17 protein-coding genes and 1 pseudogene are annotated in these 24,175 nt (G+C 70.3%); 12 read left to right on the top strand and 6 right to left on the bottom strand.

All coding sequences use genetic code 11. The annotated features are described in order from the left end of the window. Positions 1–69: 69 nt before the first annotated feature. Positions 70–894, bottom strand: coding sequence for a 2-keto-4-pentenoate hydratase (locus BLT59_RS24005; RefSeq protein WP_091786676.1), 825 nt, complete (start codon positions 892–894; stop codon positions 70–72). Positions 895–923: 29 nt separating this feature from the next. Beyond that, the gene (locus BLT59_RS24000; RefSeq protein WP_091786672.1) at positions 924–1,430 is read right to left on the bottom strand and encodes a VOC family protein; all 507 of its coding nucleotides are present in this window, start codon (positions 1,428–1,430) and stop codon (positions 924–926) included. 586 nt (positions 1,431–2,016) lie between these two features. Between BLT59_RS24000 and BLT59_RS23995 the strand changes: the two genes are divergently transcribed. The 9 genes and pseudogenes from BLT59_RS23995 (at position 2,017) to BLT59_RS23955 (ending at position 12,680) form a co-directional block, all read left to right on the top strand. Next, entirely contained in the window at positions 2,017–4,359 is a 2,343-nt protein-coding gene (locus BLT59_RS23995; RefSeq protein ID WP_091786668.1) for a TonB-dependent siderophore receptor, read from the top strand. A gap of 10 nt (positions 4,360–4,369) precedes the next feature. Continuing rightward, entirely contained in the window at positions 4,370–5,989 is a 1,620-nt protein-coding gene (locus BLT59_RS23990) for a PepSY-associated TM helix domain-containing protein (RefSeq protein WP_091786665.1), read from the top strand. 399 nt (positions 5,990–6,388) lie between these two features. After that, positions 6,389–6,668 (top strand): annotated as a pseudogene (locus tag BLT59_RS31960) (hypothetical protein). A 143-nt stretch (positions 6,669–6,811) separates the two neighbouring features. After that, positions 6,812–7,660: a transporter substrate-binding domain-containing protein gene (locus tag BLT59_RS23980; RefSeq protein WP_091786660.1), complete on the top strand. Its 849-nt coding sequence runs from the start codon at positions 6,812–6,814 to the stop codon at positions 7,658–7,660. 28 nt (positions 7,661–7,688) lie between these two features. Next, the gene (locus tag BLT59_RS23975; protein WP_091786657.1) at positions 7,689–8,444 is read left to right on the top strand and encodes an amino acid ABC transporter permease; all 756 of its coding nucleotides are present in this window, start codon (positions 7,689–7,691) and stop codon (positions 8,442–8,444) included. After that, positions 8,441–9,217 carry an amino acid ABC transporter permease gene (locus BLT59_RS23970; protein ID WP_091786655.1) on the top strand — a complete coding sequence of 259 codons (777 nt, stop codon included), beginning with the start codon at positions 8,441–8,443 and terminating at the stop codon, positions 9,215–9,217. Before BLT59_RS23975 ends, BLT59_RS23970 begins: the two co-directional genes overlap by 4 nt. A gap of 12 nt (positions 9,218–9,229) precedes the next feature. Then, positions 9,230–10,024 (top strand): amino acid ABC transporter ATP-binding protein, encoded by a 795-nt coding sequence (locus tag BLT59_RS23965; protein ID WP_091786652.1) that lies wholly within the window; start codon positions 9,230–9,232, stop codon positions 10,022–10,024. Further along, on the top strand, positions 10,024–11,349 hold the full coding sequence (locus tag BLT59_RS23960) for an MmgE/PrpD family protein (protein ID WP_091786649.1): 1,326 nt from the start codon (positions 10,024–10,026) through the stop codon (positions 11,347–11,349). Before BLT59_RS23965 ends, BLT59_RS23960 begins: the two co-directional genes overlap by 1 nt. 8 nt (positions 11,350–11,357) lie before the next feature. Then, a complete protein-coding gene (locus BLT59_RS23955) occupies positions 11,358–12,680 on the top strand; it encodes an LLM class flavin-dependent oxidoreductase (RefSeq protein WP_091786646.1) in 1,323 nt (440 codons plus the stop codon). Positions 12,681–12,875: 195 nt separating this feature from the next. Here the strand turns inward: BLT59_RS23955 and BLT59_RS23950 are convergent, their stop codons facing one another. After that, positions 12,876–13,826 (bottom strand): helix-turn-helix domain-containing protein, encoded by a 951-nt coding sequence (locus BLT59_RS23950; protein WP_244514130.1) that lies wholly within the window; start codon positions 13,824–13,826, stop codon positions 12,876–12,878. A 231-nt stretch (positions 13,827–14,057) separates the two neighbouring features. Between BLT59_RS23950 and BLT59_RS23945 the strand changes: the two genes are divergently transcribed. Continuing rightward, a complete protein-coding gene (locus tag BLT59_RS23945) occupies positions 14,058–15,029 on the top strand; it encodes a bifunctional helix-turn-helix transcriptional regulator/GNAT family N-acetyltransferase (protein ID WP_091786639.1) in 972 nt (323 codons plus the stop codon). A 21-nt stretch (positions 15,030–15,050) separates the two neighbouring features. Here the strand turns inward: BLT59_RS23945 and BLT59_RS23940 are convergent, their stop codons facing one another. Next, positions 15,051–15,323, bottom strand: coding sequence for a hypothetical protein (locus tag BLT59_RS23940; RefSeq protein ID WP_091786636.1), 273 nt, complete (start codon positions 15,321–15,323; stop codon positions 15,051–15,053). A gap of 966 nt (positions 15,324–16,289) precedes the next feature. Here BLT59_RS23940 and BLT59_RS23930 point away from each other — a divergent pair. After that, positions 16,290–16,577 carry a hypothetical protein gene (locus tag BLT59_RS23930; RefSeq protein ID WP_091786633.1) on the top strand — a complete coding sequence of 96 codons (288 nt, stop codon included), beginning with the start codon at positions 16,290–16,292 and terminating at the stop codon, positions 16,575–16,577. A gap of 594 nt (positions 16,578–17,171) precedes the next feature. Further along, on the top strand, positions 17,172–19,325 hold the full coding sequence (locus tag BLT59_RS23925; protein ID WP_244514129.1) for a TonB-dependent siderophore receptor: 2,154 nt from the start codon (positions 17,172–17,174) through the stop codon (positions 19,323–19,325). A gap of 327 nt (positions 19,326–19,652) precedes the next feature. Here BLT59_RS23925 and BLT59_RS23920 read toward each other — a convergent pair whose 3' ends face one another. Then, the gene (locus BLT59_RS23920) at positions 19,653–23,759 is read right to left on the bottom strand and encodes a non-ribosomal peptide synthetase (RefSeq protein ID WP_091786630.1); all 4,107 of its coding nucleotides are present in this window, start codon (positions 23,757–23,759) and stop codon (positions 19,653–19,655) included. After that, on the bottom strand, positions 23,756–24,175 hold a 420-nt coding region (locus tag BLT59_RS23915; RefSeq protein ID WP_210185987.1), incomplete at its 5' end, for a phosphopantetheine-binding protein. The genes BLT59_RS23915 and BLT59_RS23920, both read right to left, overlap by 4 nt.

The raw sequence follows: 24,175 nt of genomic DNA, 5'->3' as shown, positions 1-24,175 counted from the left end.
CAATGCCTGAGTCCCGGAGCCGGTCCGGGAAACCGCATTATCCCGGCACGTTAACCCGCGCGGGACGTTTCAGATCAGGGCAAGGTCGATGCCGGGAAGCCGGAGCCCGTCGAGCCGCGTGCGCCAGAGCTGACCTGAGGCGACCGGAAGCGCATCCGTCAGCGTGCCTGTGGTGACGATCGTGCCGGCCGCGAGCGGCGGCGCCGCCGGATCGTTAGCCAGCGCATCGACAAGGTGCGCGAGGGCGGCAAGGGGCCCCGTCCCGAGGACGCTGCGACCGCCGCCCCGGTCTGCGACGGCCTCGTCCCGCAGCAGGTCGACGGTGAAGTTCGCGAGGTCGCCGATCCAGGCGCGCCGCGCGCCCGCCGGAATCGGCACCCGCTCGCCCACCACCAGCATCCCGTGCAGCCCGAAGGCCGCGACGGTGTCGGGCGCTGTGAAGCGCCAGCCCGGATAGAGCGATTGCACGATCTCGAAGCCGCTCGCGGCCCAGTCGAGGCATGCAATCAGCGCCTCCGCATCCATGCCGGGCTCCGGCGCGCGTGCCAGCCCGAACACGATCTCCGGCTCGATCCGGGGCTCGACGAAGGCCGCGAGGGGCACCGGTCCCGACAGCGCGGCCCGGTCGCGTAAGGTCGTGTCGTAGACATGCCCCCAGATCGGCGCCCGGACGCCGTACCGCTCCCACAGGGTCGTGTTGGTGAAGCCGATCTTGTAGCCGACCGTCTGCTCGCCGCGTTCCGCGCGCAGGGCCCGGATCGCCTCGGCCACCCGGTAGGCCGCCGGCAGGTCGAGGGTCGGATCCCAGCCGGTCAGCGGCGCGATCGGACGGCGATGCTCGTGCGCGGCCAGGATGGTGCGGGCGTGGGCCGCAGCGGATGGGGGCTCGGTCATGCGTGATCAGGTTCGAATCCGACGGGGCGTCATCCGCGCCGGGCCGCCTCGATCGCGGCGACATCGATCTTACCCATGGTCATCATCGCGGTGAACGCGCGTTTTGCCTCCGCGCCGCCGGCCGCCAGCGCGGCGGTGAGCACGCGCGGCGTGATCTGCCACGCGATGCCCCAGCGATCCTTGCACCAGCCGCAGGCGCTCGCCTGCCCGCCATTGTCGACGATGGCGTTCCAGAGCCGGTCCGTCTCCGCCTGGTCGTCGGTGGCGATCTGGAACGAGAAGGCTTCGCTGTGCCGGAAGACGGGGCCGCCGTTCAGGCCGATGCAGGGGATGCCGGCCACCGTGAAGGCGACCGTCAGCACGTCTCCCGCCTTGCCCGACGGGTAATCCGCCGGCGCCCGGTGAACCGCGCCCATGGTGCTGTCCGGAAAGGTCGCGACGTAGAAGCGGGCGGCTGCCTCGGCCTCCGTGTCGTACCAGAGGCAGACCGTGTTCTTGGCGACCTCGTTCTTGGCGCCCTCGGTCTCGGCGGCCATGGCGGCTCCTCCCCTGCCGTGCCGGCGACCGGGCATCGCCACCGGTCTGCAGATGCTGCCGCACGCCCCATACAACCATGAGGCGTCGGGTCTGCAAAGGCGCACAGCGGAGATCGGCCGCCGGTATCTCGGCTGTGCGGCGTGACGCCCTGCCCCGATCTCAGTCGCAGACGATGCGGCGGCTCCGGGAAGCCCCGGATCCGCATCATCCCTGCGGACAGGCGTGTCGCACGGGCGAAACAAAGCGAGCGCTGCAACGCGTGTCGTCCCGTATTGATCGACTGCACGAAGCCAGGCGCTGAAACCGGCGATTTCTCGGCTTCCAGATCGCCGATTGCTCGCGGCGGAACCGCGATGGCCGGCGAGGCTGTCCCTGGCACGAGGCTGAGGACCACGCTGGACCGGCAGCCATCGCCGCGGCGGCTGCACCGATCGGCCCCGCTTGGCGTCACATATTTTCATTAGATCAATACCAAAATACGATTCTGGAGGATGTGTCATTAGAGGCACATACCGCTCACGGATCCGTGATAGCTGGGAATTGGCACGTATCTTCGCCTAGTAATTCCAGTTTAGAGTCAGTGTAATGTCGAGATATGTTGATGGCCGGTTCGCGTCTTGCGCGTCCGATCATGCGGAGAGGCTAATCCGAGTCGGGTATATATCGTCGACATCTCTACTTGCCCTGGGGGCGGCCGCGATCGCCCAACCAGCGCCGGTCACGGAGATCGAACTCTCCGAACTCAGCGTCATGGGCGAGCCACGTGGGCGCAGCCTGAACAGCGATCTCTACGGGCGCGGCGGACCGACCGGACCGGTTCCCGGCTACGTCGCCAGCCGCAGCACGGTCGGTACGAAGACCGACACGCCCATCGTCGAGACGGCGCAGTCGGTCTCCGTCATCGGGCGCCAGCAGATCGAGGATCAGAACGCGCTGAGCATCAATCAGGCGCTGCGCTACACGCCGAGCGTCACCACCGAGCAGCGGGGCGGCGCCGGCTCGACGCGCCTGGAGCAGTTCTACATCCGGGGCTTCACCGCCCCGATCTTCCTCGACAACATGGCGCTGCCCTCAAACCGCGACGCCTTCCCCAGCGTCGATCCCTACCGCCTGGAGCGGGTCGACATCATCAAGGGGCCGGCCTCGGTCCTCTACGGGCAGTCCGGTCCGGGCGGCCTCGTCAACCTCGTCTCGAAGGTCCCGCAATTCGTTCGCCACGGCGAGATCTTCGTCCAGGGCGGCGGCTTCAGTGAAGTCCGCAGCGGCTTCGATATCGGCGGGCCGATCGAATCCGACATCCCGGGGCTCGCCGACCAGTTCGCCTACCGGGTCATCGGCCTCGGCTGGAACGGCGACGGGCCGGCCGTGACCACGAAGGTCGAGCGCGCCTTCATCAACCCGAGCCTCACGTGGCGGCCCTCCGCCGACACGTCGCTCACGATCATCGCCAACTACCAGCGCGACCCGTTCTCGGGCTTCTACGGCGGCTTCCCGGCCGTCGGCACGGTGTTCCCGCGCAACTTCGGCAACGGCGTCTTCGGCCGGCTGCCGGTGAACTTCTACGACGGCGACCGCAACATCGAGCGCTCCGACCGCACCCAGGCCTCCGTCGAATACCTGTTCGACCACCGGATCACCGAGAACCTGCGCTTCCACTCGGCCGGCCGCTACCTGCGCTCGAACGGCGACTACCGCAGCGTGTTCACGACCTTCGGCGACGTCAACGGGCCGTACACGAGCGGCCCGGCCATCGGCCGCTCGGTCGGCGGCACCCAGGTCGACATCGAAGCCTACACGATGGACAACAACTTCATCGCCGATTTCGACACCGGCCCGATCGCCCACACGGCACTGCTCGGCGTCGACCACCGGACCTTCAGCACGCGGTCGGTCACCGGGCCGTTCCCGGCGACGACGGGCCTGAACGCCCTCGCCCCCGACCACGACTTGCCGATCCGGTTCCCTGCCTTCACGTCGACCGCGCGGATCGACGCGCAGCAGACCGGCGTGTACTTCCAGGATCAGGCGAAGGTCGACCGTTTCATCCTGACGCTCGGCGGCCGCTACGACACCGCCCGGCAGACCGGCCCGACCCGCACCTTCGCGCCGAACGGGCTGACCATCCAGGACGTGCCGGCCGAGGCCTTCACCGGCCGCGCCAGCCTGCTCTACCTGTTCGACAGCGGCATCGCCCCGTACGTCTCCTACAGCGAGGCGTTCGAGCCGATCGTCAACGGGCGGATCTTCGACGCGGCCTTCGGCTCGGCCGGGCGCATCCCCGTCCCGATCGCCAGCAACCAGTACGAGGCCGGCATCAAATACCAGCCCCCCGGTACCGACATCCTGCTGACCACCGCGTTCTTCGACATCCGCCGCTCGAACGCGACCACCACCGACCCGGTCAATCCCGGCTTCGTCGTGCAGACCGGCGAAGTCGGCGTGCAGGGTGTCGAGTTCGAGGCGCGGGCCACCCTCGCCGAGGGCCTCAGCCTGATCGGCGGCTTCTCGCTCCTCGACATCCGCAACGTCCGCGACACTGGCTTCACGGCGAACGACCTGACCCGCCGGCAGGTGCCGCTCCAGGGCCTGCGGCCGGTGCAGGTGCCGGACACGACGGCCTCGCTGTTCGTCGATTACCGCTTCACCGAGGGCGCGCTGCTCGGCCTCGGCCTCGGCGGCGGCGTGCGCTATCTCGGGCCGTCCTGGGGCGATCCGGCCAACACCTTCAAGGTGCCGGAGAGCGTGCTGCTCGACGCCGTCGCCTCCTACGACATGAAGCATCTCGACCCGCGGCTGACGGGGCTCACGGCGCAGATCAACGTGCAGAACCTGCTCGACGAGCGCTACGTGACCGGCTGCTTCACCTATTCAGGCTGCTATTACGGCCTGCCGCGCACGGTCTACGCGACCCTGCGCTACCGCTGGTGAGGCGGTCGCCGTGGGCAAGACCTTCCGGCAGTCGATGGCGTGGCTCCACGCCTGGTCGGGCCTCGTCGTCGGCTGGGTGCTGTTCGCCGTCTTCGTGACGGGCACGGCGAGCTACTACCGGGCCGAGATCTCGCAGTGGATGCGGCCCGAACTGCGCACCGACCGGGCCTTCGCGCCGGCGGATCTCGCGGCGGCGGCCGAGCGCGGCGTCGCCTACCTGCAGGCCCATGCGGGCGGCGCGCGGACGTGGTTCCTGGCGCTGCCGCGGCCGGACAGGCCGGTGCTGGAACTGTTCTGGCGGACGGGGCCGGGCCGCCCGCCCGGCCACGTCCTCCTGGATCCCGACAGCGGCGCGCCGGCGGCGGTGCGGGCGACGCGCGGCGGCGACTTCCTCTACCGCTTCCACTTCGAGCTGAACCTGCCGCCGCTCTGGGGCCGCTGGATCGTCGGCGCCTGCGCGATGATCATGCTGGTGGCGCTGATCTCGGGCGTCGTCACGCACCGGCGCATCTTCGCCGACTTCTTCACCTTCCGCCGGGACAAGTCCGCCCAGCGGGGCTGGCTCGACGCGCACAACGTCACGGGCGTCCTCGCCCTGCCGTTCCACCTGATGATCACCTATACCGGGCTCGCCACGCTCATGGTGATGTACGTGCCCTGGGGGCTGAGCACGGCCTATCGCGGCGACAGCCAGCGCTACTTCGCCGAATCCGGCCAGATCACCGCGCCGCGCCCGCCCGCCGGCCAGCCCGGCACGCTGGCGCCGGTCGGGCCGCTGGTGGTCCGCGCCCTGGCGATGCGGCCGGAGCCCCTGGAGCGGATCACGATCGTCAACCCGAAGGACGCGCACGCCACCGCGGTGGCGGTGTTCGAGGAGCCGCACGGCCTCTCCCACGAGCATCCGCAGATCGCCTTCGACGGCGTGACGGGCGCGGTCCTGGAGGTCCGCGCGGGCGGCCTGCAGCCGGCGACCAAGACCTTCACCACGATGGTCGGCCTGCACGAGGCGCACTTCGCCGGGCCCGCCCTGCGGGTGCTGTTCTTCCTGTGCGGCCTCGCCGGCAGCGCCATGGTGGCGACCGGGCTGCTGCTCTGGTCGGTGGCGCGCCTGCCCAAGGGGGGCGCGTCCCGCGGCCTCGGCCTGCGCCTCGTCCAGGGGCTGAACGTCGCGACGATCGCCGGCCTGCCCGCGGCCGTCGCCGCCTATTTCCTGGCCAACCGCCTGCTCCCCGCCGCGCTGCCCGCGCGGGCGGACTGGGAGGTCGGGGGCTTCTTCGCCGTCTGGCTGCTCGTCGCCGTGGCGGCATTCCTGCGCCCGGCCGGCCGGGTCTGGCCGGAGACGCTGACGGCGGCGGCCGGGCTGTTCGGCGCCGTCGCGGCCGCGGATGTCGGGCGCCTCGTCGCGCGCCGGCTCGGCGGGGACGCGCCGGTCGAGCCGGTCTTCCTCGCCTTCGACGGCGCGATGCTGGCGCTCGCCGCCCTTCTCCTCGTCGCGGTCCGCACGACCGCGCGGCGCGGCGGAGCGTCCCGCGGCCCCGCGAAGGCCGCTGGGATCCCGATCGTGGGGCATGCCCGGCAGGATCAGGCCCGGTCCGGTACGCGGATACCGGGAGATCGCAAGCCGATATGATAAAATTGAACCGGTATCCGGAGCCAGGTGCGACGAATTAATTCAAAATATTTCTCGGAGTCTGACATATATCGGATGCGCTTCGACTGCATCTGTGCAGAATGGATTGGCCGGCATACGAGTCGGTCGCGCCTGCGTCGTCGATTTTCACGCCCTTGATCCTTCGGCCCAGGCGTTTCAGCGCGGTCCATCCCAAGCGCACGCTGGACATATCCCCGAGATCCAGAACTTGAGCCCCGGGGTGCGGCCCTCGGGGCTCTTTTCCTGCTGCGCCGGCCTCGGCGGATCGTCCGAGGTTGCCTGAGCTCACACCGTTCCGCCCCTGAGGATGTGGGCCCTGCGGCTGGTCACGGCCCCCGCGTCCCCGTACCGGAAGGCCACGGAAGCGGCTGGGCGCGCATGCAGCGCATCACCACCGACGACGCCCTGCTGACGACGGTCGACGGTCTCAGCGCGCGGCGCGGCTACGGCAGCCGCTCGGAGGCGGTGCGCGACATCGTCCGCGAGGCCCTGGTGCCCACCCGCGCCGCCGGGACTGGATCGGAGGTCTGCTACGGGGGCCCTGAGCTACGCCGACGCCGTCGTCACGCAGCGCGGCGTCCGCTACGGCCACCTGCACCTCATCATGCCCGAGGGCGACGACGCGCGGGCTCATCCGGATCACGCCGGCCCGGGTTGAGGGCCGCACGATCGCCGGACGGTTCCGACCTTCGGGCTTTCCCGTTTCCGGCGCGAGGGTTCCACCGCGGGTTGATCCGGCTTCCCGTGCGTGCCGGCGCCCCGTATGGAGGAGCCCGCTTCGCTGATTGCACCGGACCTGTCATGGCGCGCACCCCCTCGTTGAAATCCTGCCTCGGCGCGCTCGCGCTGGCGTCGCTCAGCCTGGTCGTGGGGACGGTGGCCCGGGCGGACGCGACCCTCGACCGGATCAAGGGCCGCCAGAAGCTCACGGTCGGCATCATCCTGTCGGGGGCCCCGTTCGGGTACATCGACCCGCAGACCCGCGCCGAGAAGGGTTTCAACATCGACCTCGCCCGTGCGCTCGCCGACAAGCTCGGCGTCAAGGTCGAGCTGGTGACGGTCACGCCGCCGAACCGCGTCCAGTTCCTGCAGCAGGGCAAGGTCGATATCCTGATCGCCAACATGCAGTACACGGCGGACCGCGCGAAGATCCTCGACCACGTGCCGACGCCCTACGACCGCGCCGGGGGCGCCGCGCTGGGCCGCAAGGACAGCGGCATCCACGACTGGGCAGACCTCAAGGGCAAGCCGGTCTGCATCTCGCAGGGCTCGAACTACGCGCAGCCGCTCGCCGACACCTACGGCGCCGTGGTGAAGGGGATCCCGAGCCAGCCCGAGTCGATGCTGGCGCTCCAGGGCGGCAATTGCGTGGTGGCGGTCCACGTGGCGCCGACGCTCAAGCTCCTGCTCGCCGACCGGCCGGACGACTGGAAAGACTACGCCATCGTCATCCCCACCGAGTTGGAGCCGGCCGATTCCGTGATCTGGCTGCGCAAGGGCGAGCGCGACGCCGCGGCGGCCCTCGACGCGGCGGTGCGGGACCTGCACGGCGCGGGGGCCATGCTGGCCATGGCCAAGGCGAACCGGCTGGTCGATCCGACCTTCCTGGAGGAGGAGCAGCGCAAGTTCGCCGCGCAGGCCAAGCCGTGATCGATGTCGTGACCCGGTCGCACACAGCATGATCGACGCGGCCCTGCAGCGCTTCATCGCCGGCGCGGCCGCCCTGGGGCTGCACTACGACTTCCTGCTGAGCGGCGGCGAGGTCCGCTCCTGGCTGGCCGGCATGGCCATGACCCTGCTGCTCGTCGTCCTGGCGATCCCGCTGAGCCTCCTGGCCGGGACCGCCTTCGCGGCGGCCCTGACGTCCGGCCGGCCGTGGCTCGCCGGGCCGGTGCGGGCCTATGTCGAGCTGACGCGCAACACGCCGACGCTGGTCCAGCTCATGTTCGCGTTCTTCGCCCTCAACATGCTCCTGTCCCGGGCGCTGGGCGGCGCGGCGCACAACCCGTTCAGTCCCGTCTTCTGGGTGGTGGCGGTGACGGGGCTGCACGTCGCGGCCTTCCACGCGGAGGCCCTGCGCGGCGGGATCGAGGCCGTGCCGGCGCCCCTCGTCGAGGCCGCCCAGGCGACCGGCTTCTCGGGCCTGGAGATCCTGCGCTACGTGACGCTGCCGCTGGCGCTCCGCACGGCGCTGCCGGCCCTGGTGAACAACCTCGTCAACCTCGTGAAGCTGACCACCATCGGCTCGGCGGTCGCCGTCAACGAGGTGACCTACGCGTCGATCATGATCTGGACGCAGCGCGACAACGTGCTCGAATTGATGATCGTGATCCTGCTGTTCTTCGGGCTCATCAACCTGACCGTGTCGCGGATCGGCCGCGCCGTCGAGCGCCGCCTCGCCGTACCGGGATACGGCGTGGGATACGGCGTATGAGCGCCGCCGCGCTCCCGGCCCGCGGGCCGTTGCGCGCGGCCTGGCCGTGGCTCGCCGCCGCCTGCGGGGCCGGATTGCTCGGGTTGCTCCTCGACGCGCGGCTCACCCGCGACCTGCTGGACTGGCTGCCCTACCTCGCCTCGGGCTTCGTCATGAACGTCGTGATCAGTGTCCTCGCCATGACGCTTGGGACGCTGGGCGGCGTCGTCCTCGGCGCCATGGAGCTGTCCGCCGCGCGTCTCGTACGCGCCCCGGCCGTGGCCTACGTGCAGGTCTTCCGCAATGCGCCCCACCTCGTGCTGATCTTCGCCACCACCTACATCTTCCCCTTCGAGATCGTGGTGGCCGGCAACTACCTGCCGTTCCCCGATTGGCTGAAGGCGGTGCTCGGGCTCGCCATTCCCGCCGCCGCCTACGTGGCCGAGATCGCGCGGGGCGCGATCCTGTCCGTCCCGACGACACAGTGGGACGCCGCCAAGGGCATCGGCCTGTCGCGGGGACAGACCCTGCGCTGGATCATCCTGCCCCAGTGTCTGCGCCGCGCGCTGCCGCCCTGGATGAACCTCGCCGCGTCGATCACGATGAGCACGGCGCTCGCCTCCCTGGTCGGCGTCCACGAGCTGCTTCACGCCGCCACCGATGCCAGCACCGCCGTGCGGCGCGACGACTTCACCGTCGCGATCTACCTGACCGTGCTGCTGGCTTTCTTCCTGTTCTGCTATCCGATCTCGCGCCTGACGCGGCGGCTCGAACGCCGCCTCGCGACGCTCTGACACCGAAGGCCCATGGCCGAGAACCCCGCAAACCGCCCGATCCTCGTCGATCTCCAGGACGTCCACCTGTCCTTCGGAGCGGTCGAGGTGCTCAAGGGCATCGACCTCACCGTGGCCAAGGGCGACGCCGTCTCGATCATCGGCCCGTCCGGATCGGGCAAGTCCACGATCCTGCGCTGTATCAACGGGCTCGCGCAGCCGCAGGCGGGCCGGATCACCGTGGCGGGTATCCGGGTCGATGCCTTGCGCAGCGAGGCCGAGCGGATCGCCCTGCGCAAGCGCATCGGGGTCGTGTTCCAGCAATACAACCTGTTCCCGCACCTCACGGTGCTGGAGAACATCACCCTCGCGCCGGTCCGGATCCTCAAGGTGCCCCGCGCCGAGGCGGAGCGCCACGCGAGGGACCTGCTCGCCCGGGTCCGCCTCGCCGACAAGGTGTCGGCCTATCCGAGCGCGTTGTCCGGCGGCCAGCAGCAGCGCGTCGCCATCGCCCGGGCATTGGCCATGCGGCCGGAGCTCGTGCTGTTCGACGAGGTCACCTCGGCCCTCGATCCCGAGATGGTCGGCGAGGTGCTCGCGGTCATCCGCGAACTCGTCCGCGAGGGACTGACCAGCATCTTGGTCACTCACGAGATGCGCTTCGCCGAGGAGATCAGCGACACGATCGCGTTCACCGAGAATGGCCGCATCGTCGCGCAGGCGCCGCCCGCGGAGCTGTTCTACAGATCGGACAATCCGCGCATCCGCCAATTCATCGGCGGCTTCCAGGGGTTCCGGGACGCGGTGCAGGACCGGGAGGGCATCTGATGCCGGATTCGCTCACCGCCGCGCTGGCGGAGTCCATCGTGGCATCCCGTCCGGACGCGGAGGCCGCCGCGATGGCGGCCGCGCGCCTCGCCTGCGTGGATTTTTTCGCCTGCGCACTCGCGGGCAGCCGGGATCCCTCGGTGGCGATCCTACGGGCGGCCCTGGGCGACACGCAAGGCCGGTCCCCGGTCATCGGGTCCGCCCGGCCGGCGGATCCGCAGCTTGCCGCCCTCCTCAACGGCTATGCCGGGCACGTGCTCGACTACGACGACGTGCATGCGAGCGTGCGCGGCCATCCCACCACGGTGATCGTGCCGGCGCTTCTGGCGGCCCTCGACCCTGAGGCGCCGCCCTCCGCCGAGGCCTTCCTCGCCGCCTATCTGGTCGGCCTGGAGACGATGGCGCATCTCGGCCGCGCCATCGGGCCCGCCCATTACGAGCGCGGCTTCCACGCCACCGCGACGCTGGGTCCGCTCGGTGCCGCCGCGGCGATCGCGCATCTGCGCGGCTTCTCGGCCGAGACCACCGGGATCGCCCTCGGCCTCGGTGCCACGCAGGCCGCCGGGCTGCGGCTGCAATTCGGCTTCGACGCCAAGCCGCTCCATGCCGGGTTCGCCGCCCGCAACGGCCTGATCGCCGCCCGCCTCGCCGAGGCGGGCCTGTCCGGCGCACCCGAGAGCCTCGACGGTGCGAACGGCTTCCTGGAGGCCTACGGCTTCGGCGAGGCGCGGCGCGAGCGCGTCCTCGAGGGCTGGGGCGCGCCCTGGCAGATCCTCCGCCCCGGCCTGACCCTGAAGGCGTTTCCCTGCTGCACGGCGGCCCACCCGGTGGCTTTGGCCGGCCTCGCCTTCCACCGCGAGGGCTTCCGGGACCTGACGCGGGCGACGATCACCTTCCCGCCGGGGGGCGACGCCGCCCTGGTGATCCGGACGCCGCGCACCGGCATCGAGGCCCGGTTCAGCCCCGAATACATCCTGGCCGCCGCCCTGGTGGACGGCGCGGTCCGCCTCGACCATTTCGACGCGCGTCCGGTCCGCGCCGACCTCGCCGTGATGGCTGCGCGAGTCGCGCGCCGGCACGACGGATCCGCGCCCCGCCTGTCCTCCGATCCGGCGACGCGGTTCGTGGTGGTGGAGATCGCCGACGCGCAGGGCCGCACCGCGCGACGGCGCGTCGACGGCCTCCCTGGGCTCGACGACGCCGACGCCAAGTTCCGGGACGCCGCTGCGGGCTCCGACATCCTCGAGGGAGTGCCGGATCTCGTGCGCAGCATGCGCGATGCCGGCGATCTCGCGCGCCTCCTCCAGCTCCTCGCCCAGCCGTGAGCCGCCCCATGACGACCGACCGGACCACGCACGCCACTGCGCCGCGCCAGATGCATCTCGGCCTGTTCCTCCAGGGGGCCGGCCACCACGTCTCGGGCTGGCGCCACCCGAGCGCGGAAGCCGGCAGCGAGAATTTCGACCTCCTGCGCCGGGTCACCCAGATGGCCGAGGCCGCCAAGTTCGACATGGTCTTCCTGGCGGACGGGCTCACCAGCGCGGTCGACGCGCACCCGTCCATGATCGCCCGGTTCGAGCCGCTGACGCTGCTCAGCGCGCTCAGCATGGTGACGGAGCGGATTGGCCTCGCGGCGACCGCCTCGACCACCTACGGCGAGCCCTACCATGTGGCCCGCGCCTTCGCGTCGCTCGACCACCTCAGCGGCGGCCGGGCGGCCTGGAACGTCGTCACCACCTCCTACGCCCGCACCGCCAACAACTTCTCCAAGGAGCACCCGGCGCACGACGAGCGCTACGCGGTCGCCGAGGAGTTCGTGGACGTGGTCTGCGGCCTCTGGGACAGCTGGGACGACGACGCCTTCGTCAAGGACAAGGCCCGCGGGGTCTACGCCGACCCCGCCAAGGTGCGGATCCTCGATCACGCGGGCCGCTATTTCCGCGTGAAGGGGCCGCTGAACATCCCGCGCTCGCCGCAGGGCCATCCGATCCTGATCCAGGCCGGCTCGTCGGGCCCCGGGCAGGACCTCGCGGCGCGCCGGGCCGACGTGGTGTTCACCGCCCAGCAGGACATCGCGGAGGCGCAGAGCTTCTACGCGAGCCTCAAGCAGAGGGCCGCCGGCTTCGGGCGCGATCCGGCGACGGTGGCGGTGATGCCGGGCTTCCTGCCGGTGATCGGCCGCACGCTGGCGGAGGCGAGCGCGAAGCTGATCGAGCTCGACCAGTGGACCCCCATCGCCAGCGCGATGCCGCTCCTGGAGGAGCGCCTCGGCCACTCGCTCGCATCCTACGACCTCGACGGGCCCCTGCCCGACCTGCCGGTCTCTGACCAGCTCCGCAGCCGGGCCGAACTCCTCACCGCGCTGGCCCGTCGGGAGGGCCTGACCATCCGCCAACTCGCCCTGCGGGTGGCTGCGGGGCGCGGGCACCACATGATCGTCGGCACGGCGGCGGACGTGGCCGACCGCATGCAGGCGTGGTTCGAGGGCGCCGCCGCCGACGGCTTCAACGTGATGCCGCCCTTCTTCCCCGACGGCCTGAGCGACTTCGTGCGCGAGGTCGTGCCGCTGCTGCAGGAGCGCGGCCTGTTCCGGACGGAATATGCGGGCACGACCCTGCGCGCGCATCTCGGCCTGTCGCGTCCGGAGCCGGCATAGGGGACCTCTCGGGCCTGAACCGTCCGCTGCGCGGCTGTACAGCTCAGGCCGCACGTGTCAGCACGTGGGTCCGAATGTCGCGGGGTATGCCGACCCTCGCCGACGCGAGCCGCCGGGCCCGTCGGCCTCCGGAACGTAGCCGGCCCGCGATCCGGGCATCGCGCGACGCGGTTCGCGGTCGCGTCCCCGATCGCTTCAGACGCCGCCGGATGCCCGGTAGTCGCGCGGATTCAGGCCGTAGGCCTCCCGGAACGCACGACTGAGGTGGGCGCTGCTCCCGTAGCCGTAAGCCTCACCGATCGCGCTGATCGACCGCCCATCGAGGGGATTGTCGAGGGCCGCCCGCACCGCGGCGAGGCGCTGCCGTGCGAGGTAGCGGGCCACTCCGCCTTCCGGTTCGAACAGGCGGTAGAGCTGTGAGCGCGACATGCCGAGAGTCCGCGCCATCGCGTCGATCCGGGGCGGCGCGGAGAGCTGGTGGCGCAGGAGCCGCTTCGCAGCCCTGAGCCGGGCGGCATCGAGCGGTGCGGCGGCGCGTGCGGCCCCCTCCAGGCTCGGGCGCGCGCAGGCTGCGACCATGTGGAGCGTGGCCTGGGCAATAGCGGCGGCATCGGCCGTGGTGATCGCGTCGCTGTGCGCGGCCAGGCTCCGGATGTGGTCGGCAAGGAGACGGCCCGCACCGCCGTGCAGGATCAGCCCGTGCATCGAATCCTCATCGGGTAGCACGGTGGCCATGCACGCACGCGAGACGGCCAGGATCAGCGAATGCGTCTCCGACACCCGGCTGCGGCGATACGGCTGCGACAGATCGTTGAGGCTCACGGCGCCCGCCGGAACCTCCACGACGCCCTGCTCGGTCTCGACGCTGTAGGGGTGCCGGCTCAGATGCAGGACGAAGCCGTCCTGGCCGTCGCGCCGGATCTGAGACCTGGACCGGGCAGGCCCCTGCGGGGCCGCGTCCATGACGCGCAGGGCCATCGGGCCGATCAGGGTCGTCTCGATCCGGCCGGAGAATCCCTGCGGGTCGGCATCGAGGTCATGGGCGGAGAACAGCGCGCGCCACGCGGCGAAGCGGTCGCGCTCGGGCAGGGCATCGGTTGTGAAGAGGGACCGGGCTACGAAGGTCACGGCATCACGGGATTTCACGTTGGCCGGTAACTTTACCTCACGTTGCGCCTCCAGGCAGTTCCCGCGGGGACACAATCGGCGATCGCGCACGAGCGTCGTCCCGCAAGTGCGAGTTGCCGGCGTCCATGGGACGGCCGGGACCGGCTGCCGTTGATCAACGACGCTTGGCCCGAGAGCTCAACGAAGGGAAGCCGCTGAGGGCTTGCGCGAAACATAACGTGTTATACAACTGCGTTCCGGGAGGACGACATGGCCGCGGACATCCTCGACGAACTCGGACCGCTGTTCCTGGGCAGCCGGCTCAAGCGCCTCGCTGACCGCTTCCAGGCGGACGCCGCCAGGGTGCTGCGCGACGAGGGGCTCGGCATCCAACCGGCGCAATTCCCGCTCCTTGCCGCCATCGACCGCTACGGCCCCCTGACCATCAACGATGCGGCTGCGGCCCTCGGGGTCAGCCAGCCGGCGGCCACCCGCACCGCGGCCAGCCTCGTCGAACTCGGACTTCTCGACGAGACGCGGTCGGATACCGACCTTCGCCAAAAGGTTCTGTCGCTCAGCGTCGCCGGGAGGGACCTGATGGGGCAAGCCAAGGCCACGCTCTGGCCGCGCGTCGACAAGGTCGTGTCGAGCCTGTGCGCCGGTCTGTCGGGACCGCTGCTCGAGCAGATCGGCGCGCTGGAACGCCGGCTCGACGCCGTCCCGTTCGCGGCCCGCATCCGGCACGAAACCGACGCCGGCGATGCAGCGACGGCCCTGACGATCCGTGAGTACACGGATGCGCTGGCAGGCTGCTTCCGTGACATCAACGCCGAATGGATCGAGGCGATGTTCTCGCTGGAGGAGAATGACCGCCGGATCCTCTCCGATCCAAGCGGCCAGATCCTGGACCGTGGTGGCCTCATCCTCTTCGTGGAGGCGGAGGGGCTCGGGATCGTCGGCACCTGCGCATTGATGCGGATGGACGAGGGCTGCTTCGAGCTGACCAAGATGGCCGTGTCCGAGCGGGCCCGGGGACGCAAGGCCGGCGAACATCTCCTGCGGGCAGTGCTGGCCCGTGCGGAGGCCATGCGGATCGAGACGCTTTACCTGCTGACCAACACCCAGTGCGAGGCCGCCGTGCACCTGTACGAGAAGGTCGGGTTCCGGCACGACCCGGAGATCATGGACCGGTTCGGCCGACGCTATGCCCGCTGCAACGTGGCCATGCGCTATCCCCTGTGACGTTGTCCGCCTTGGCCGCGCTCAGTTGCAGCCGTTGCAGATGCTGTTCTCGATCTTGTTGAGCCGGGCGCGCTCACGCTGCTGCACGGCGGGCGGCGGTACTTCGCCCGGGCCCAGCGACGTACCGGGCGGCTTGGTGACGCCGAGGCTGTTGGTGTTCGGCGCCGTGATCGTCGAGGCCGGGCCGCCGCCGGTGCCGGTCTGGTCGGGCGCCAGGGGCTGTGCCGCGAGCGCGGCGGGAACGGCCAGACTCAGCAGGGCCAAGCCTACGGGGCGAAAGCGGATTCGGGTCATGGTACCTCCCGTCGTCGTGAGCGCGTGAAACGTTGCGGCGGCATCCGTCATTGGCCGGTGCCCTTGGTGCCCAGATTTGATCAGGCCGACTCTACGAGCCACCACAATCTGGCTGACTGATACTGTTTCGATTTCGCGCAGAAATTCCAGTGGGTCGGCGGGCGCGCGTGCGCGGATCGCTCGTGACGCCCTTCGCGCCTCGGTTAAACGCTGATGTCGTCGCGCTCTGGTCTGAGCGCGTATGCCAACCTCGCCGCCGATTCGGTCGGTTCAGGCTGAACGTCATGATCGGCCGGTGGAAAGCTAGCCGGTCAAGCATTGGCTAATCGCTAAGAAAGCTCAGCAAAATCTCTGAAACAATAAAAACAATTTTTGCCGATAAAATGCTGTTTTTCCGGGGCTTGTGTGTAAAGCGCGTGCGATTGGGTGCCCCATTTCCAAGAATTCGGGAGCGGAGGAGGGTTTCGATCGCCGGTCCGTGCTGCGGTCGGGCGCGGCCAGAACCGCGACGGCCCTGCCGTTGGACTTGCTGCCGACGGACTCGTGCCGACCAGGGCAGGAGCATTCCGGCAGCCGCGGCGCCGGCCGACGTCGTGTTCCACAATGGTCCCGTCTGAACCATGGCGGGGCCTGCACCCTGGGCCGACGCGGTCGCGATGCGCGGCAACGCCATCGTGCATCCGACCGGACCGATCCGCGGCTTCGGCCGGTGCGTCGACATGTTTCCGCCGGGAGGCAATCGGGCCGAACTCGCCGCCATCCTGCCGGGCCGGCCCTTTTTGCCATCAACGGTCACAACCTCTGGGCCGTGGGCGGCGATCCCGTTCGGGTCCGCCGGACGCACGACTTCTCCTCAACAGGGCCCGGGCTTGCGCACCGACGGGCGCCGCGCTGCCAACGCCCGTCGAACCAGAGGCCGCCTCTGGCCGTTGATGGTTGTTCAGCGTGACCGTTCGAAGAGTTCTGATGGACCGTCCCCGCCGCGTCGGCCTGCCCTGGTACCCCCCGGAGCATTATCAAGCGTTGCGCGCTTGTCTCGCGGACGGTGCCAAGCTGCCGCCGGAATACGAGACCTGGCGCGTCGCCACCGAGCAGATGGAGCGGGAGGTGCAGCGCAGCGGCGTCGAGGTCGTTCGCGTGCCGATCGAGCCGGAGATCTTCACGGCGTGGTGTGAGCGCGCCGGCCTCCCGCGCGACGCCGCCGCCCGCGCCCGATACGCGGCCGCGGCGTTGGCGGCGGACTGGGCGATCTGAGGAGCGAGCCCCGGGCCGAGCGAGGGCACGCCGACGCGTCTTCCGCCGCTCTCGTCGGCCGGCAGGTCGATCGCAATCGGCACGACTGCGGTCGGAGAGGCCCGCTCGTGGCGCAGCATCCACGGCACAATCATCGCGCGTCTCTACGGGAGGCCCAAGGTGGGGCGGACCGTTGCCGCCTGCGCTGAGGCGTTCTCGCCCGCGTCGCAGGCCTCCTTCGACGCGCCATGAGGTGGGGTCATTTCAGTCTTCGATCCTCGTGCGAGCGACAGCAACGCGCAATCTTGCGGTTGTGCGCAATGCTTTTCAGGTCCATTTTTCTTGTCGCGGTGCGAGGGTGAGACCCGGGAAAATCTGGCAAATTAGAATTATTACATATTGATATTGTCGCTCATCTGCAACTGAACTGATCTTATAGGCTCGCACGCCGCTGCAACCTATTGCGTTCGTAAGTCGCCACCCCGCAGATGGAAGCCTCGCAGCCGAATCCGATCGCGGCGGCTGCAGCGCCCAAGAGTTCACTGCATGTGCGTCGAGATCGCTTCCGCCTATTCCGATCGACCACAGAGGCGCACTCTGTATTGGGGGCCGCTCTTGCTGTCCGCTGCCGTCGGCTTCTCGCTGCCGGCCGACGAACTGGCCGCACAGCCTCTGAGCGGGGGCGAGACGTCTGTCACCCTCGACGAGATCCAGGTGGTCGGGCAGGGCAGACCTTCGCCCAGCACGGCGACCGGGCCGGTCAACGGTTACGTCGCCAAGGCGAGCGCGTCCGGTACGAAGACGGACACCCCGATCCTCGAAACGCCGCAGACGATCAACGTCGTCGGCGCCCGTCAAATCCGCGATGAAGGTGCCACGACGCTGGCCGAGGCCCTGGCCTACACGCCCGGCCTGAGCAGCCAGGCCGTGGGTGGCTTCGCCAAGGTTTCCGACGGCTTCACGATCCGCGGCTTTCCCGTCGAAACCGGCAATGCGGGGCTGCTGCGCGACGGTCTGAAGCTGCAATCGGGCGTCTATGACGGGACGCAGGAGCCCTACGGGCTGGAGCGCCTCGAAGTCCTCAAGGGCGCGGCCTCGATCCTGTACGGCCAGCTCTCGCCCGGCGGCATCGTCAACGCCGTCAGCAAGCATCCGCTTCAGACGCCGTTCAACGAGATGAACGTCACCTTCGGTCAGTACAACCGCAAGGAAGTGTCGGGCGATTTCACCGGGCCGCTCACGGATGACGGCACGTGGTCGTACCGGCTCACCGGGCTGATCCGCAACAGCGACAGCTATCTCGCCTTCACGCCCGACGACAAGCGCTACATCGCGCCCGCGATCACGTGGCGACCGTCAACGGCGACCTCGGTCACGCTGCTCGGCTATTATCAGGAGATCCACACGCGCTTCCCGCCGCCGCTCCCGGCGGTCGGCACGCTGCTGCCCAACGGACAATTCCCTCGGTTCGCCATCGACCGGTTCTACGGCGAGCCCGCCTTCGACCGGTACGATTCCCGATCGGGCGCGATCGGCTACCAGATCGACCACGCCTTCTCGGATTCGGTCCGGCTGCGCCACGCCCTGCGCTACTTCCAGTCCGGGGTCGACTGGGACTACCTGACTCCGAACGGGCTGCTGGCGAACCGGCAGGTCGCGACGCGCGGCATCAGCATGCGCAACGAGAACGCGACGGGCGTGGCGTCGGACACCTCGCTCGAGACGAAGTTCGTCATCGGCCCGACCGCCCACACCCTGCTGACCGGCATCGACTACTACCGCAGCTTCCTGAATTCGGAGCGGTATACCAACGGCACCGTCGGCAACCTCAACGTATATGCCCCAGTCTACGGCCTCACCTACCCGAGGATCAATTACGCGATCAACACTGGGTCGAAGAGCCTGCTCGAGCAAGTCGGCATCTACGCGCAGGATCAGGTCAGGTTCGATCGCTTCGTCTTCCTGGCCGGCGGCCGTCAGGACTTCGCGCGCACGCAGATCCTCACCTACCGCACCGGCGCGCGGCTCGATCAGAACGACAGCGCCTTCAGCGGGCGGCTCGGCCTCCTCTATCTGGGCGATTACGGGCTGGCGCCCTACGTCTCCTACAGCCAGTCCTTCCAGACCTTCGCGGTCACCGACCGGAACGGCAACCCCTTCCAGCCGTCGCTGGGCGAGCAATACGAGGGCGGCCTGCGCTGGGAGGTGCCGGGGGCCGACACCCTGCTCAGCGCCGCGTTCTACCGGATCAACCAGACGAACGCGCTGGTGCCGGATCCGGTCAACCCGGTCTTCAGCACGCAGGCCGGGCAGGTGCGCTCCCAAGGCTTCGAGGCCGAGGCCCGGACGAATTTCGGACCCCTGGAGGCGGTCGCATCCTATTCCTACACCGATGCCCGGCAGACGCGGACGACGGTGGCGGCGAACCTGAACCAGCGCATCGACCTCGTACCCTACAACCAGGCCGGCCTGTTCGGCACCTACGACATGGGCACGTTCGGCATTCCGGGCCTGCGGCTCGGCGGCGGCGTGCGCTATGTCGGCAGCTCGAACATCTCGGGCGCGACCTTCGACACGCGCGCGGCCACGCTGTTCGACCTCGTCGCGCTCTACGATTTCGGCGTCGCCGACCCGAGCCTGAAGGGATGGCGCGCCCAGATCAATGCCCGGAATGTCCTCGACCATTCCTACGTCACCTGCGTCGGGGTGAACGGCTGCCGGTACAGTGAGCCGCGCAACGTGTTCGGCACGCTCTCATACCGGTGGTGAGCGGTTCGCCGGCTTCCGCACCCGCTCAGGACACGGAGCGCGCTTCGCGCTTCAGGCCGACGCCCAAGGCGGGCGCGTAGCCGCGCGCCTTTGGGCCGCCGCGCCCAGGCCATGCACGGACGGCGGCGATCAGGCCCGGGCTCGCCGTCGCCCCGGATCCGATGACGGCGCAGATCAACGGCCATGAACCAGCGAGCCGTCGCTGACCGTTCTCACGCGCGACGCACCACGTCCGCATGCGAGAATCAGACCCCGCCGAACGCAGCTGCGGAGCCGCCGTCTCAACGGAATCGGCAGCGGCCCTCTCTCGGAAGGCCCGCGCTCGGGTCAGGCGCCGGCTGCGTCGAGGGCTTGGGCGATCGCCTCCTGGAACGCGGTGCTCTGCAGGATATCGAGGTGTCGCGCGCCGGGGATGATCTCCAGGGCGGCGACCGGCGCGAGCTTGCTCCAGTCGCGCAGGCGCTCCGTTCGCGTCAACGAATCCGCGGCCTGAAAGACGTGCACGGGCCGCGCCAGCGGCGCGAAGGCGTGACGCTTGGCCTGCACGCGCTTGTCCAGGAGGGCCCACAACTCTAACTCGCGCGCCGTCAGGTCGGGTCCGTCCGACGGCAAGTCCGGGTTGTCGACGAGATAGGCATCGAGCGCCTCCCGCTCGGACGTATCCATGCGGGCGATCAGCCCCTGCCATTGCTCGGCCATCCGTGAGCCGCCGAGCCAGCCCGCGAGGCGCTGCGCGGCCAGCGCCCGCTCGTCCGCGTCCAGGACCCGGGACGCGGCGAGATGCACCGACTCGAACACGTCCACGAGCCCGAGGAAGTCGACGCGCACGCGTCCATCGAGGCGGCGCGCGGTCTCGAAGGCAAGATCGCCGCCGGACGACCAGCCGACCAGCGCGCAGCGGCCGCCCGGGGTGTGCGCGGCGATGAAGTCCGCGTAGGCGCCGCTCAGCGCGGCCACGTCGAATCCCTGCCAGCGCGCCTCCGTGTAGACGTGGCTCACGAAGCCGTGGACCGGCCGCTCCGGACCGAGATGCGCGGCGAGGTCGGCGAACTCGGTCGCGTTGGCGATCAATCCGGGGATGCAATAGAGCGGGCTCCGCGAGCCCGCGCTGCGAAGATGCACGACCTCCGGTCCGCGCGAAGCCGCCGGTGCGACGCGTTCGGCGAGGTCGGCCAAGCTCTTCGCGCCCAGGATCTGGGCGAGCGTGAGCGTCCTGCCCCCCTCGATGCCGTGCCGGCGGATGCGGGCGAGCATCTTCAGGCTGAGGATCGAGTCGCCGCCGAGGTCCGCGAACGCGTCGTTGCGGCCGATCGCCTCCGTATCCAGGCCGAGGAGATCGGCCCAGAGAGCGGCGAGTACCCGTTCCGTGCCTGTCCGGGGCGGATCCTTCCCATCCGTTCCGCGCCCCACAGCAAGGGATACCAAAGCACGCCGGTTGAGCTTGCCGTTGGGGGTCAGCGGCAGCGCGTCGAGCCGGGTCAGGCTCGTCGGCACCAGAGCCGCCGGCAGCCGCGCGGCGAGTTGCGCGGCGAGTGCGGAGAGGTCGAGGTCCGGATCGGCCACGACGTAGCCGGCCAGGCGCAGGCCGTCATTCCCATCACCGTCTGGCTCGGCGAGCGCGATGATTGCGGCATCGCGCACACCCGGAAGGCCGCGCAGGGCCGCGGCCGCTTCGCCGGGTTCGACCCGATGACCCCGAATCTTTACCTGGTCGTCGGACCGTCCCACGAAGGCGAGGCTGCCGTCGCGGAGCCGCCGGACCCGGTCGCCGGTCCGATAGAGGCGCTCCCCGGGGCCCGCGAACGGATTCGGGACGAACCGCTCGGCGGTGAGACCGGGCCGGTCGAGATAGCCGCGCGCGAGCTGAGGTCCGCCGAGGTAGAGGTCTCCCGTGGCGCCCGACGGGACCGGCGTGAGGAAATCGTCGAGCACATAGGCGCGGACGCCCGGAAGCGGCGTCCCGATGGGGACGCCGCCGGCCCACCGGCCGGCCCCGTCCTCCTGGCCACGGTCCAGGCCATGTTGCCCCGCCCCCGCGAGGACCTCCTGGCACAGCGCACCGACCGTCGCCTCGGTGGGCCCATAATGGTTGACCACCCGACAGCCGGGCTTCAGCGCGGCGATCCGGTCGACCAGGGGCCAGCGCAACGCTTCGCCGCCGAGGATGAGGAGCTTGTCGGGCAGCACGGCCGCGGGCTCGGCCGCCTGGAGCAGGGCGCCGAGATGGCTCGGCGCGATCTTCAGGGCATCGACCCTCCGGCCCTCGGCCGCGTCCCCCGCGACAGCCGCGGCGCAGCGGTCGGGATCGAGGGCGGTCTCGAGGTCAAGGAGATCGAGTTCCGCGCCTCCGGACAGCGCCCCGAACAGCACGGTGTTGCCCAGGTCGGCCGCCACGGTCGACACCATTGCGAGGCGGCCGCCGGCGGGTAGGCTGACGCGCGCGAGCATCCCGGCCACGTAATGCGCGAGGCCGCCGCGGGTCACGACGACTCCCTTGGGCCGCCCCGTGGAACCCGAGGTATAGAGGATATAGGCCGCGGAGGCGGGATGCGCCGCCGCGGCCGCGAAGGGCGGAGCCGCCGCGTCGGCGGCCGGATCGAAGCGCGCGGCGATCACCGGCCGATCGGGTCGGTCACCGGGGACCGGATCGCCCAGGACGAGGCACGCCGCACTTTCGGCCACGAGTGCGGCGCGGCGGCTGGCCGGCAGGCCGGGATCGATCGGCACGTAGGCGGCGCCGGACTTGAGGACCGCCAGGAGGCCGAGCACCCAGTCAGGGCAGCGGCCGAGATGGAGGGCCACCCGCGTGTCCGGACCGGCCCCATGGGCGGCAAGCTGCGCGGCGAGTCGATCCGAGGCGCAGTCCAGTTCGGCGCGGGTGTACGAGCGGTCCCCCTGCCGCAGGGCAGGCGCCTCCGGCGCCTCGGCCGCACGGGCGCGCCACGCTACGAGCACGTCGGGCGCGGATGAGTTTGGCGGAGCAGCAGCCTCCGGTACGGGGCTCGCCAGCGCGAAGACCGGGCGGTCGGGTTCGGCGACGGCCTCGGCGAGAAGCGTCGCGAAGGTCGCGGCCAAGTCCGCGATGGTCGTGGGGTCGAACAGGTCGCGGGCGAAGGCGAGACAGCCGTCCAGACCGTCGGCGGAATCGACGAGATCGAGGCTCAGGTCGAAGTGGACGTCGCCCCCGTCGAGGCCGCGCAGCCGCATTGGCAGATTGGCGAACCGGGCTTCGGGACGGGGTGCGGCCTGCTCGGTGACCTTGACCTGGAAGAGCGGATGCAATCCGGGCTGGCGCTCCGTTGCGGACGCCTCGACGATCCGGTCGAAGGGCAGATCGGCATGCGCCTGGGCGGCCAGCAGCCGATCGCGGACTTGCCGGAGATGGGCGCGGAAGCCGTCCCGCGGGTCGATGCGGGCCCGCAGCACCCCGATATTCGTCAGGTGCCCGACCATGCCTCGCGTCTCGGGTCGCGCGCGATCGGCGAGCGGCAGACCGATGCGCACATCCGTGCCGTCGCCGTAGCGCGTCAGCGTCAGCGCGAAACCCGTCAGCGCGGCCATGAACGGCGTCGCGCCCTCGCGGCGGGCGAGGCTCCGCAGGGCCGCGCTCACCCCGGGCGCGATCCGGAACGCGTGGATCCCGCCCGAAGCCCCGCGCTCCGCGCGACGGGGCCGATCGAGGGGCAGCGGCGTCTCGGCCGGAGACGCGCCCAGTTCCGAGCGCCAGTACGCGGCTTGGCGCTCGGCCTCCCCGGCCTCGAGGCGGCCGTGCTGCCAGAGGGCGTAATCCGCGTATTGCACCGTCAGCGGCGGCAGCCCGTCGGATTGCGCCTGCCCTGACCGGGCCGTGTACAGGGCGTCGAGGTCGCGCAGCAGGAGGGGGATCGACGGCCCGTCGGCGGCAATGTGGTGCAGGCCGAGCACGATCCGGTCGGTGCCGTCCCCGAGACGGTGCAGCTCGACGCGCAGCAGGGGACCCGCTTCCAGATCGAACGGCGCGCGGGCCAGGGCCTGCGCGAAGGCCTCGCTGCGCCCGGCATCGAGCCCGTCGCGGACCCGGACCGGAACCGTGGCGGCCGGGTGAATGCGCTGGCGTGGCTCACCCTGCGGATCCAGGCTGAAGGTGGTGCGCAGCGGCTCGTGGCGCCGCACCAGATCGTCGACGGCAGCCTGAAGGCGGTCGGGATCGAGGGCGCCCGCGATCTCGACGAGGCCGGTCAGGTTGTAGGCTGGACTCCGGGGTTCGCGCTGCCAGGTCAGCCACAGGCCGCGCTGCGCCGCCGAGAGCGGCAGCGCGGTCCGGTCGTCCGCCGGGACGATCGGCAGCGTGGCGAAGTCGATTCCGTTCTCGGCGAGCTTGGCGAGGAAGATCCTGCGCTGTTCCGGCGCGAGCTTGGCGAAACGGTGTGCGATCTGTGTGGCCTGGAGGGTCATGTCCGCGTCGCTCCTGCCGCCGACGTCTCGATCTCGTCGAGCCAGCGGTCCATGTCGGTGAGATCGGCCGTCCCGTGCCGGGCGTCGGTGCCGTCGAGCTGCGCGGCGAGGCCCGCCAGCGTCGGATGATTGAAGACCGTGCGGAGCGGCAGAGATCGGCCCAGGCTTTCCTGGATGGCGGCGACGAGCTTCATGACGAGGATGGAATCGCCGCCGCGCTCGAAGAAGCTGTCGGAGCGGGCGACGGCGCCGGGCTCGGGCAGGCCGAGGACCGCGGCCCAGAGCGCGGCCAGGCGCGTCTCGGTCTCGCCGCGCGGCGGGTCGGCGACGTGTGGGGCGGGCGCGGCCTCATCCCCGTCCGGCAGGGCGCGGGCGTCGAGCTTGCCGTTGGGCGAGAGCGGCAGGGCGTCGAGCAG

The organism is Methylobacterium sp. UNC378MF (assembly GCF_900103195.1).
Classification (GTDB): Bacteria; Pseudomonadota; Alphaproteobacteria; order Rhizobiales; family Beijerinckiaceae; genus Methylobacterium.
This window is presented reverse-complemented; position numbering and strand designations above follow the sequence as displayed.

Coding starts and splice junctions, on each gene's coding strand:
- BLT59_RS24005 (WP_091786676.1), bottom strand. CDS start 894: ATGACCGAGCCCCCATCCGCTGCGGCCCACGCCCGCACCATCCTGGCC.
- BLT59_RS24000 (WP_091786672.1), bottom strand. CDS start 1,430: ATGGCCGCCGAGACCGAGGGCGCCAAGAACGAGGTCGCCAAGAACACG.
- BLT59_RS23995 (WP_091786668.1), top strand. CDS start 2,017: ATGTCGAGATATGTTGATGGCCGGTTCGCGTCTTGCGCGTCCGATCAT.
- BLT59_RS23980 (WP_091786660.1), top strand. CDS start 6,812: ATGGCGCGCACCCCCTCGTTGAAATCCTGCCTCGGCGCGCTCGCGCTG.
- BLT59_RS23975 (WP_091786657.1), top strand. CDS start 7,689: ATGATCGACGCGGCCCTGCAGCGCTTCATCGCCGGCGCGGCCGCCCTG.
- BLT59_RS23970 (WP_091786655.1), top strand. CDS start 8,441: ATGAGCGCCGCCGCGCTCCCGGCCCGCGGGCCGTTGCGCGCGGCCTGG.
- BLT59_RS23965 (WP_091786652.1), top strand. CDS start 9,230: ATGGCCGAGAACCCCGCAAACCGCCCGATCCTCGTCGATCTCCAGGAC.
- BLT59_RS23960 (WP_091786649.1), top strand. CDS start 10,024: ATGCCGGATTCGCTCACCGCCGCGCTGGCGGAGTCCATCGTGGCATCC.
- BLT59_RS23955 (WP_091786646.1), top strand. CDS start 11,358: ATGACGACCGACCGGACCACGCACGCCACTGCGCCGCGCCAGATGCAT.
- BLT59_RS23945 (WP_091786639.1), top strand. CDS start 14,058: ATGGCCGCGGACATCCTCGACGAACTCGGACCGCTGTTCCTGGGCAGC.
- BLT59_RS23940 (WP_091786636.1), bottom strand. CDS start 15,323: ATGACCCGAATCCGCTTTCGCCCCGTAGGCTTGGCCCTGCTGAGTCTG.
- BLT59_RS23930 (WP_091786633.1), top strand. CDS start 16,290: ATGGACCGTCCCCGCCGCGTCGGCCTGCCCTGGTACCCCCCGGAGCAT.
- BLT59_RS23920 (WP_091786630.1), bottom strand. CDS start 23,759: ATGACCCTCCAGGCCACACAGATCGCACACCGTTTCGCCAAGCTCGCG.